Source organism: Streptomyces sp. HSW2009, assembly GCF_040240285.1.
In the GTDB taxonomy this organism is placed as follows: domain Bacteria; phylum Actinomycetota; class Actinomycetes; order Streptomycetales; family Streptomycetaceae; genus Streptomyces.
The window spans coordinates 1-10,167 of the sequence record NZ_JBEHZD010000277.1 but is presented as its reverse complement, the minus strand read 5'-3'; the positions used below and the strand labels follow the sequence as shown (position 1 = coordinate 10,167).

The 10,167-nt window shown below is 71.7% G+C and carries 9 protein-coding genes; 3 read left to right on the top strand and 6 right to left on the bottom strand.

Features of this window, described 5'->3' with window-relative positions; all coding sequences use genetic code 11:
* Positions 1 to 145: 145 nt before the first annotated feature.
* A complete protein-coding gene (locus tag AAHZ94_RS20155) occupies positions 146 to 1,309 on the bottom strand; it encodes a Rieske 2Fe-2S domain-containing protein (RefSeq protein WP_349994368.1) in 1,164 nt (387 codons plus the stop codon).
* A gap of 522 nt (positions 1,310 to 1,831) precedes the next feature.
* The gene (locus AAHZ94_RS20150; RefSeq protein WP_349994367.1) at positions 1,832 to 2,161 is read right to left on the bottom strand and encodes a winged helix-turn-helix transcriptional regulator; all 330 of its coding nucleotides are present in this window, start codon (positions 2,159 to 2,161) and stop codon (positions 1,832 to 1,834) included.
* Positions 2,162 to 2,360: 199 nt separating this feature from the next.
* Here AAHZ94_RS20150 and AAHZ94_RS20145 point away from each other — a divergent pair, with 199 nt between their 5' ends.
* Positions 2,361 to 3,254, top strand: coding sequence for an NAD(P)-dependent oxidoreductase (locus AAHZ94_RS20145; RefSeq protein WP_349994366.1), 894 nt, complete (start codon positions 2,361 to 2,363; stop codon positions 3,252 to 3,254).
* A gap of 148 nt (positions 3,255 to 3,402) precedes the next feature.
* On the opposite strand, the gene AAHZ94_RS20140 is transcribed toward AAHZ94_RS20145, so the two are convergent.
* Positions 3,403 to 3,987, bottom strand: a complete 585-nt coding sequence (locus AAHZ94_RS20140; protein WP_349994365.1) for a dihydrofolate reductase family protein — start codon at positions 3,985 to 3,987, stop codon at positions 3,403 to 3,405.
* 333 nt (positions 3,988 to 4,320) lie between these two features.
* Entirely contained in the window at positions 4,321 to 5,232 is a 912-nt protein-coding gene (locus AAHZ94_RS20135; protein WP_349994364.1) for a LysR family transcriptional regulator, read from the bottom strand.
* Positions 5,233 to 5,635: 403 nt separating this feature from the next.
* On the opposite strand from AAHZ94_RS20135, the gene AAHZ94_RS20130 reads away from it, so the two are divergent.
* Positions 5,636 to 7,222, top strand: coding sequence for an amidase family protein (locus AAHZ94_RS20130; RefSeq protein ID WP_349994363.1), 1,587 nt, complete (start codon positions 5,636 to 5,638; stop codon positions 7,220 to 7,222).
* Positions 7,223 to 7,396: 174 nt separating this feature from the next.
* Here the strand turns inward: AAHZ94_RS20130 and AAHZ94_RS20125 are convergent, their stop codons facing one another.
* The gene (locus AAHZ94_RS20125; RefSeq protein ID WP_349994362.1) at positions 7,397 to 8,071 is read right to left on the bottom strand and encodes a hypothetical protein; all 675 of its coding nucleotides are present in this window, start codon (positions 8,069 to 8,071) and stop codon (positions 7,397 to 7,399) included.
* A gap of 416 nt (positions 8,072 to 8,487) precedes the next feature.
* Here AAHZ94_RS20125 and AAHZ94_RS20120 point away from each other — a divergent pair, with 416 nt between their 5' ends.
* Complete coding sequence (locus AAHZ94_RS20120; protein ID WP_349994361.1) at positions 8,488 to 9,036, top strand: DUF4232 domain-containing protein; 549 nt, start codon at positions 8,488 to 8,490, stop codon at positions 9,034 to 9,036.
* Between the two features lie 154 nt (positions 9,037 to 9,190).
* On the opposite strand, the gene AAHZ94_RS20115 is transcribed toward AAHZ94_RS20120, so the two are convergent.
* Positions 9,191 to 9,925 (bottom strand): SDR family oxidoreductase, encoded by a 735-nt coding sequence (locus AAHZ94_RS20115; RefSeq protein WP_349994360.1) that lies wholly within the window; start codon positions 9,923 to 9,925, stop codon positions 9,191 to 9,193.
* Positions 9,926 to 10,167 lie beyond the last annotated feature (242 nt).

Sequence of the window (10,167 nt, the reverse complement as noted above, 5' to 3'; positions counted from 1 at the left end):
GGCACACCGCCTTCTCGGGGGCGGGCGCCCGGGGGGGGTGAGGGGGGGGGCGGGGGGGGCGGGGCCCGCGGGCGGGGGGGGGCGGGGGCGCCCTGGGGGGGGGGGCCCCCCCCCGGGGCGCCCCGCCCCACCCCTGCCCCTATCTCTACCCCTCCCCCTCCCCCTCTGCGCCGCCTCCTTCGCTGTAGAACTGCCGCGCCCACCTGCGGTACTTCGTGATGGGCCCGTCGCCCTGGGCCAGTCGTGGATGGTCGAGATACGTGCTGTTCGCCCAGATGGGGACGTCCCGGTCGGTTTCGAAGGAGCTGAGGTAGGCGAGCGGGCGCGGGGCCACGGCGGCCAGCGCCCGGGCGGCCCCGCGGGGGCGCAGCCGCGGGAACCCCACGCTCACGGCCAGCCGCAGGTCAACGCGGGTCGGACCGACGGGCGTCACGCAGAACCACGTCCGCACCTGCATGCCGAGCGACCCGATGAACGCATCGGTGAGGAAGATCCCGAGCCCCTGCACGGTGGCGCTGGTGACCGGGGCCGAGTTGAACAGCACGTTGTTCTTGCCGGCCGCCCGCCCGAGCCGGTACGTGGTGGTCATCCGCGGACCGTCGAACCGCGGGGCCTCGACCATCTCCACGGCGAGTTGGTGCACGGGCTCCAGGTGTCCCACGTCGATGACGTTCTCCATGAAGTCCTGCGGGTGCACCACCAGGGTCCGCACCGTGCACCCCGGCGGCCCGAAGCCGTCCGCCGACGGCGCCTCGATCTCCCAGGACGGCGGCGCGTTACGGGCGTGCCGCCAGACAAAGACCAGGCCAGCGACCTCCCGACACTCCCGTACGCCCAGCCGCGCCCGGGGTGGGGGCGTCCCGTACCCGGTGCGTACGCACGTACCGTCGGGTGCGAAAGCGAAGTGGTGGAAGGGGCAGACCAGTGCCTCGCCGGCCACCCGCCCGCCGTGGCCCAGGTGCGCGCCCAGGTGCGGACAGAACGGACGCACCGCGCGTAGCCGCCCCTGCCGCGTGCGGTACACCACCACGTCCTCGCCGGCCAACCGCCGGCTGACCACCCGCCCCGGCCGCAGCTCGGCGCTGCTCGCCACCGCGAACCAGCCGTCCGGATACGGGCGCACGGCCGGCGCACCACCTGCTCCGCCACCGTCGGGTACGGAACCGGATGCGGGAACGAGCGCGGGAACGAGTGCGGGTGGGGCTGCGGGTCCGGGTGCGGACGGGTGGTCCTGGCGGGGCCAGGTTCGTACGGGTGTGGAGGTCGTGGGCTGGTGCCGGTCCGACCGGCCCGGTTTCGACACCGTCATGGCATCCCCCTCGTTCGGCTGCCGCGCCGGCCCGGGCTTCGTGCTGCCCGGGCGTGCCGTGCGGCTCTTCCCAGCGTCACCGCGGGCCGCAGCCGGGGACAACGCCCACCGGGCGGCTCACCAGATCCCGTGAACCGGGTGCACCAGGGGTTTAGCCACGCCGAGCGCCCCGTCCCGGGCAGCCTCCCGCACCATGCGCCCCGGCCGCCCCCTTCGCCCCGGCCGCCCGACAGCCCCGGTCGAAGCACGCAACGGGGCGCGGCGTACGACCCGAGCGCGGGTCGGCGGTGGGACGGCCCGACGGCACGGGAGTACGGCGGCGTGGGAGTACGGCGGTACGGGAGCGCAGCGGTGCGGCAACACGTCGCTGCGGAAGCATCGCGGTACGGAAGCACAGCGGTGCGGACGCATGGCGGTGCGGGAATACGTTAGCGGGTCGTACGCCGACTCCTCCGGCTTCCCCGCAGTCCAGCCAATACGTCGCCCCGTCAAAAGCCATGCGAGGAAGGGAATTCGGAAGGTTCAGGAAAGTGCCTCGATGCGGTCGATGTGCTCTTCTCCCCAGGCGCCGAGTGGGGCGAGTGCCGCATTGAGGGAGTGCCCGAATTCGGTGAGTGAATACTCGACCTTGGGCGGCACCTGGTCGTGAACTTTGCGGTGTACCAGACCGCTCGCTTCCATTTCCCGCAGTTGCAGCGTCAATATGCGCTCGCTGATTCCCGGCACCGCACGCCGCAACTGTCCGAACCGCAGCGGCCCTTCTCCCAGCGCGAAGAGCGTCAGCCCCTTCCATTTCCCACCCATGACGGCCATCGCGGCGTCAAAGCCACACACATAGGTCCGCTTCGGCAACGGTTGCCCCCTAACAAGAAGGTAAGTGCCCACAAAATTGTCGGTACTTGAAGGAAATCACGGACCCACCCAGTATGAGTCGGGCGCCACCCCGCAGCGGAAGCGCCAACGGCCCGGCCGCCCACGACAGGCCATGCCGGCCCCTCTTCTCTCTGCCCCCGATTTCCTCCCGCACCTTCCCCTTGAAGTGGAGCACACCATGCGTACGGAGAACGACCTGCTGCCCGTGACGGTCATCGGCCTGGGTTCGATGGGGCGGGCGCTGGCCGCGGCGTACCTCGCCGCCGGCCACCCCACGACGGTGTGGAACCGTACGCCCGGCAAGGACGCGTCACTGCTGGCGCGGGGCGCGGTGGCGGCGCCCGACGTGACGGCGGCCGTTGCCGCGAGCCCGCTGGTGATCACGTGCCTGACCACCTTCGACGCCACGCGCGAGGCCCTGGAGCCGGCCCGCGCCAAACTGGCCGGGCGCACCCTGGTCACCCTGAACAGCGGCTCGCCCGCCGGCGCCCGCACCACGGCCACTTGGGCCGCCGAGCAGGGCGCCGCGTTCCTGGCCGGGGCGGTCAAGAACGTACCGGCGGCCGTCGGAGCCCCGGACACCCTGCTCTACTACGGCGGTGACCGGGCAGTTTTCGCCCAGTACCGGCAGACGCTCCAGGTCATGGGCGGCGACACGGTGCACCTCGGCGAGGCCGTTGACCTCGCGGCGCTGTACGAGATGGCGGTGGGCGCCATGCTGCTGCCGGCGCTCGTCGGCTTCTTCCAGGGCGCGGCGGCGCTCCAGTCGCGCGGCCTGCCGGTGGACAGCATGGTGCCGTTCGCGGGCAAGTGGCTGGACATGATCAAGGCGCTGCTGCCCGAGTACGCCCGCGAGATCGACAGCGGCGACTACACGGACGCAGCCTCCTCGGTGAACCTCTTCCACGCGGGCGCGGCGCACGACGGGGAGCTGGCCGACGAGGCCCACGTCGATACGTCCTGGCAGGCGCCGCTGCACGAGCTGGTGCGCCGGGCCGTCGACGCGGGCCACGGCGAACACAGCGTCGCCGCCCTCACCGAGGTGCTCCGCAAGCCGGCCCCCGCGGCCTGACGCCGACCGGCCGCCGGGCCGGCGCCGCGACCGTCCGCACGCGGTGCCGCGCGCGTATCCGCGTCACGCCCGTACCCACGCCGCGCACGCCCGCCCCGCGCGCACCAGCTCCGCGCACGCCCATCAACTGCCCGCGTGCCGCTTCCCGCTACCGCTTCCTGCGGTACGTCCTGATGAGGACGCCGTTGTCGAAGGTCTGCACGCCGTCCAGGGTGAAGTCCGTGACGCTGAACCCGGCCCCGAACATCGGCATGCCCGCCCCGTACACCTGCGGATAGGTCTTGATGATCAGCTCGTCGATCTCGTCGAGCAACGCGCCGGCGAGCTGCGATCCACCGCACAGGTAGATCCCCAGTTCGCTCTCTTCGGCCTTGAGTTCACGCACCGCGGCAACTAGGTCGCCGGAGATGAGCGTCACGTTCGGATCGGGGGACGCTTCGATGCTCCGCGAGGCGACGTACTCCCGCAGGTGCCCGTACGGACTGGTGACGTTGGCGTCCAACGCCACCTGGTAGCTGCCCCGCCCCTGGATGACCGTGTCGAAACGGCGGTGCTCCCGGTCGGTGAGACCGAGGTGCTCCCGCGTCGCGGTCGGCAGCGTCTCCGGGTACTCGGCGGCGAGGTGCCCGAAGAACTGCTCGTCCAGGAACGCGAACATGGAGGAGGCATCACCACTCGGGTCGCCGATGAACCCGTCGATCGAGCAGGCGACGAAGTAGGTGAGCTTGCGCAAGATGGTCCTCTTCTTCTGTGGACGACAAGGATGCTACGGAGGGCCACGCCGGGCGTTCCCGCCGCGACCACTGCGCCCATAGTGCTCCATCTGTAGTGGTAAGGCAAGAGGTTTGCCGCCTCGGTCGGCTCCACCTGTGCGGGGGCTCGGCGGGGCGGCCCTTCGGGGCAGCTCTCCGGGACGACTCTCCGGGGCAACTTTCCGGAGTGACGGCGACATGGAAGGTGGGGCAACAATGCGCCAGCACCGTACGAGGGAACCCCCCTCCACGGCGGAGCCCCCGGACGGCAGGCCGCCCCAGCGGCCACCCACCGGCCGCCCCACCGCTACGACCTACGGCTCCTCGGTCCCGGACTGCGCCGGGCCCGGCGCCATGAAGGGCCGTTCCGTGATGTAGTCGCGGAACTTCAGGGCCGCTTCCGAGAGATAGGCGTCCCGGTGCCAGACCAGGGTGAGCACCCGGTGGCAGTCGGGTGCGTCGACGCGTATCCAGGCGAGCGGGGTCAACAGCACCGCCTGGCGCGACATCTCGGGCAGCAGACCGATGCCGAGCCCCGCCGCTATCAGCTCGTGGCTGGCGCCGAGTTCGTCACCCTCGCAGGCGACCACCGGCGCCAGCCCTTCGACGGCGAAGAGCCGGTCGAGCAGGGTGCGCTGCCAGTTGCCCCGCCGGTTGACGACGAAGGGTTCGTCAGCGAGCTCGGGAACGGTCACACTCTCCCGGCCGGCGAGGCGGTGCCCGAGCGGCACGACCAGCAACACCTGCTCCTGCATGAGCTCGATGCGGCCGAGCCTGGCCCCCGAGAGCGGCTGCGAGGCGACACAGAAGTCGACGTCGCCGACGCGCAACCGGCGTTCCATCTCGGCCGCGTTGGACTGGTGGAGCCGGATCGCGGCGTCCGGGTAGGCGGCGCGGAAGCCGCCGAGCACCCGGGAGACGGTGAGCAGCGTCTCGGCAGCGATGCTGACCCGGCCAAGCCCCCGGTCGCGGGCGTCGGCCACCGCCCGCCGCCCGTCATCGAGCTCGCTCAACGCCCGTTCGACATGGCGCAGGAACAGCGCCCCGTACTGGTTGAGCCGGATGCGCCGGCCCTGCCGGTCGAAGAGCGCCGTGCCCAACTCGGCCTCAAGGCGCGCGATCGTACGGCTCACCGACGGCTGGGCGACGCAGAGCTCCTCCGCGGCGCGGCTGATGTGCTCGAAGCGAGCCACGGCCCGGAAATAGCGCAGTTGCAGCAGGTCCATCGCTCCCCCACCATGCCGACAACGTCATCATGACACGGCCCGAGCCACCCGGAACGGGCGAGCGCCCACCACCGAACCGCGCCCGGGCCCACGCCAAGGCAACCCCGAAGCACCCACACACACCCTGGCCACACCCCAGGCACACCCACACCCCACGCCCACCGCCCGTCACCCACACCCTGCAACCCCCGCAACCCCCGCAACCCCCCAGGCACACCCAGGCACACCCAGGCACACCCACAAGCATCCACAGCCGCCCCAAGCCCATGACTCGCCCTCAAATCACCCACACCCGGGCGAGTGGGCCGTTGCGACACCGGCGCGTACGGGTGAATACGCGCCGGGGCACATACGCCGTGTCGTGCTCTTGCATCGGGGCGCCTGGTGTAGTCCGCTAACCCCCATGAGGAAGAGGAGCGTTGCCACGCTGATCACCGCCGTACTGGCGGGGTCCCTGCTGACCGGGGCGCCGAGCCCGCGCGCGGAAGCAGCCACATCACCCGGTGGAGCACCACCCGCAGATGCACCGCAGCGGCTGGGGGTGGATCTGGATACGGTGACGATCCCCGAGCTCCAGGCCCGTATGAAGAAGGGGTCACTGACCTCGACGGCCCTGACCAACGCCTATCTGTGGCGGATCAAGACCGTCGACCGCAAGACCAACTCGGTGCTGCGCACCGACCCCACGGCCCGCCGCCAGGCAGCCGCCAGCGACTACCGGCACCGCAAGGGCAAGACGCTGGGCCCGCTCGACGGCATCCCCGTCCTCATCAAGGACAACGTGCAGACCCGCGGGCTCGCATCGACGGCCGGTTCGCTGGCGCTGGCCGAGCCGCCGACCGTCGACGCCGCCCTGGTCACCCGGTTGCGCAAGGCCGGAGCGGTGATCCTGGGCAAGACCAACCTCTCCGAATGGGCGAACTTCCGCGCCGCGACGCCCACGTCGGGCTGGTCCGCGGTCGGCGGCCAGACCCACAACCCGTATGTGCTCGACCGCAGCCCCTGCGGCTCCTCCGCCGGCTCGGGCGCCGCGCTCGCCGCCTCGCTGTCGCAGGTGACGATCGGCAGCGAGACCGACGGCTCCATCGTCTGCCCGGCCGGCATGAACGGCGTGGTCGGCCACAAGCCGAGCCTCGGCCTGGTCAGCGGGGACGGCGTGGTGCCGATCTCCGTCGAGCAGGACACCGCGGGCCCGATGGCACGCAACGTCATCGACACCGCCCTCACCCTGGCCGTGCTCAGCGAGAAGGACGCTGCTCGCCGCGCCGGCCTCTCCACCCGCCCGGTCTCCGGCGACCTGCACGGCAAGCGGATCGGCCTGTGGCGGCTGCCCGTGCTCGGCGCCGACGTGGACGCCCTCATGACCCGTACGGCGCAGAAGCTGCGCGCCGCCGGAGCCGAGGTGGTCGAGGTCGAACTGCCCTACCAGGACCGGCTCGCCGAGTTGGAGTTCCCGGCGCTGCTCAGCGAGTTCCACCGGGACATCGACGCCTATCTGGCCACCCGCAAGGGGCCGCAGAACCTCGCCGAGCTCATCGAGTTCAACCGCACCCACCCGGAGGAGCAGACCTGCTTCGCCGGCCAGGAGCTCTTCGAGCAGGCCCTCGCCGCGCCGCCCACCTCCGACCCGGCGTACAAGGCCGCGCGGGCGGAGCTCAACGACCTCTCGCGGCGCTCCATCGACGAGACCATGGCCAAGCACCGACTGGACGCCATTGCCGCGCCGACCAACCCGCCGGCCTGGACCATCGACTGCGCCCGCGGCGACAACGACGTGGTCCCCTCCTCCACGCCGGCCGCGGTCTCCGGCTACCCCTCGCTCTCGGTGCCGGCCGGCTCGGTGGGCGAACTGCCCGTCGGCGTACTCCTGACGGCCGGTAACTTCCAGGACGGCAAGCTCCTTGAGCTCGGCGCCGCAGTGGAAGACCGCCTGGACGCCTGGCGCGCCCCGCGCTACCTCCGCACGGTGGACCCGAAGACCCACCGCTGACCCCGTCACCACCCCGGCCCTGGTCCCGCTCCGCCCCGGGGCGCGCCCCCGCGCAACACCGGCCGGGGCTTCCCGCGCCACAGCAGACGGGAGGCCGTCGTGCCACGGCAGGCGGGGCTTCCCGCACCGCAGCCGGCCGAGGCCGTCGCGCCACGGCGGGCGGAGCTTCCCGCGCTACGGCAACCGGAGGTTGTCGTACCTGCTGTTCCGCTCCCCGCTGGCGTACACCCGCGGCGAGGTGAAGACGCCGACCAGGTCCGCGCCGGCGGTGCTGGTGCGCGGCAGGTCCACCCCGTAGTACTCGCCCACCAGCCGGTACACCTCCCGGATCGGCGGTATGTGCAACCCCCACTCGTCCGGGTCGTCGGGGAAGTCGGGGTCCGGGTCGGCGGTTCCGAGTCCGATCTCGGCGATCATGCGCTGGGTCAGCGGATGGTCCGCACGGACCATCTCGTGCACCTCGCCGTCGAAGTAACTCCAGTCCAGGGCGCCGTCCACGACCGTGTCCACGGTCGGCGGGTCCATCGTGGTGTCCGTGACGGACAGCCAGGTCCGCCCCTCCCACAGGTGCTGCACGTGGTCGGGTTGTCGCATGTAGAAACCGTCACTCCCCCCGAGCCAGGCGTACGCCCACCCGCCGTGCTCCCCCAGCCTCGCCCAGTCGGGCACCGTACCGGCGCCGCCCACCGCCGCGTTGAACACGTCCGGGGCCACGATGCCGAGGCCGGCGTCGGCCCCGAGCATCGCCGCCAACTCCTCCACTCCCACGCCCTTGACCGCCCTCAGGCAGAAGCCGAAAGAGCCGAGGTCGTCCTGGAGCCACGCGAAACCACATCCACCTTCGCTCATGCCTCGAAGTGTGGCAGCAGCCTCTGACAATCGAGCCCGACCACCACCCCGCGCCCCCACCGGCACACCCCGCCCCTCGCCACCGCCCCCGCACGCCGCCCAACCACCCGCCGTACGCCCCCACTCACCACCCCGAAACACCCACCCGCACACACCCATCCGCACCCACCCGCCGCACGCACCCACTCCCTGCACACCCACACCCACGCTCACCCCCTGCACACCCACACCCACCCCACACCCCACAGCAACCTCCCGACGCCCCACCCCATGCGGAGCCCCCACTCCACCCTTACCGCTCCCTTACGCGCGCAAGTGATGGCCAATCACCAAGCAACTGTTAGCCGCGTGTTAGGCGTTTCCGAGAAGCTCAGTGATGTCGGGATCACCACCCCAAACACCCCAGGGGAGACACCATGAACATCTCCGCACTTTCCCACCGCACCCTGCGCGGGGCCGCGCTCGCCGCCGTGGCCGTCGTGACCGCCAGCGCGTTCGGCGCCGGCGTGGCGTCGGCCGCCGGCTCGCACGGCGCCACGGCCACCAAGACCCCCACCTGCACGGCGGCGAACACCAAGGTCACCGTGGAGAAGTTGCAGCGCCCGATCAACCACCTGTTGATCACCGCGAAGAACACGTCCAAGAAGAGCTGCAACGCCTACAACTACGTGTTCCTCCAGTACGGCGAGGCCCAGTCGCCGGCCCAGGTGTGGGGCGAGAAGCCGCAGTCCGTGGTCACCCTGAAGCCGGGCCAGTCCGCGTACGCCTCCACCCAGCCGTCCTCCCCCGCCGACGACGGCACTGACGGCTACTACACCTCCAAGCTCGGCGTGTACTTCAACAGCGCCAACGACCAGGGCAGCGAGGGCCCGGGCGTCACCCTGAACCTCCCGGGCGGCAAGACCTACGTCAACGACCCGCACGTCACGTACTGGCACGACAACGTGGCCGACGCCATTTACTAGGCCACCCGGCCGCCAAACCCCCGGCCCCCCGGCCCGGCTCGCACGCCGCCCTCCCCCGCCCGTGCGCCCGGCAGCCGGTGGGCCGGTCGCCGTTCCCCCTCACTGCTACGCGCCGGCGCACCCCGCTACGGCACGCGCCCTCGCCTGCTCCCACTCACTGGGCACTCGCGGCCGGCCGGACCACGATCTCGTTGACGTCGACCTCCGGGGGCTGGGACAGCGCGTAGGCGATGGCGTCCGCGATGGGCGAGGCGGGCAGCGCCACCGCCCGGTAGGACTCCATGGCCTTGCGGGCCACCGGGTGGGAGATGCTGTCGGCGAGTTCGGACTCGGTCACGCCCGGCGAGACGAGCGTGACCCGGACGTCGCCCGCGGACTCCTGGCGCAGCCCCTCGGAGACCGCCCGTACCGCGAACTTGGTGGCGCAGTAGACGGCCGCGGTGGGCGAGACCTCGTACGCGCCGACGGAGGCGACGTTCACCACGTGCCCGCCGCCCTGGGCGCGCATCACGGGCAGGGCGGCGGCGATCCCGTACAGCACGCCCCGCAGGTTCACGTCGATCATCCGGTCCCACTCGTGGGTCAGCAGCGCATCGAGCGGCGACAGCGGCATCACCCCCGCGTTGTTCACCAGCACGTCCAACCGGCCGTACCGCGCGCGGGCGGCGGCCACGAAGGACCGGACGTCGGCGGCGTCCGTGACGTCCAACCGCTGGTGGGCGGCTCCGCCACCGGCAGCGGTGATCTCCTCGGTCAGCGCGGCCAGCCGCTCGGTGCGCCGCGCTCCGAGGAACACGCGGTGCCCGTCGGCAGCGAGCCTGCGGGCGGTCGCCTCGCCGATCCCGCTGCTCGCTCCGGTGATCGCGACGACCTTGCTCTGGTCCGTCATGTTCGTACTCCCCCTCGATCGCGGACGGGGCGCCCGACCCGTACGGACGCGCATGCGCCGGTACGTACGGTCGCGGGCTCCGCCGTCCCTGGGTGTGACGTCCCCTGGGTGTGACGTCCCTTGGGTGTGGCGTCCCTTGGGTGTGACGTCCCTTGGGTGTGGCGTCCCTTGGGTGTGACGCCCCTTGGGTGTGACGCCCCTTGGGTGTGACGCCCCTTGGGTGTGACGCCCCTTGGGTGTGA

Bases quoted from the DNA above. Each gene is read 5' to 3' on its own strand.
- AAHZ94_RS20115 (WP_349994360.1), bottom strand. From the start codon at position 9,925: ATGACGGACCAGAGCAAGGTCGTCGCGATCACCGGAGCGAGCAGCGGG.
- AAHZ94_RS20135 (WP_349994364.1), bottom strand. From the start codon at position 5,232: ATGGACCTGCTGCAACTGCGCTATTTCCGGGCCGTGGCTCGCTTCGAG.
- AAHZ94_RS20155 (WP_349994368.1), bottom strand. From the start codon at position 1,309: ATGACGGTGTCGAAACCGGGCCGGTCGGACCGGCACCAGCCCACGACC.
- AAHZ94_RS20125 (WP_349994362.1), bottom strand. From the start codon at position 8,071: ATGAGCGAAGGTGGATGTGGTTTCGCGTGGCTCCAGGACGACCTCGGC.
- AAHZ94_RS20120 (WP_349994361.1), top strand. From the start codon at position 8,488: ATGAACATCTCCGCACTTTCCCACCGCACCCTGCGCGGGGCCGCGCTC.
- AAHZ94_RS20145 (WP_349994366.1), top strand. From the start codon at position 2,361: ATGCGTACGGAGAACGACCTGCTGCCCGTGACGGTCATCGGCCTGGGT.
- AAHZ94_RS20130 (WP_349994363.1), top strand. From the start codon at position 5,636: ATGAGGAAGAGGAGCGTTGCCACGCTGATCACCGCCGTACTGGCGGGG.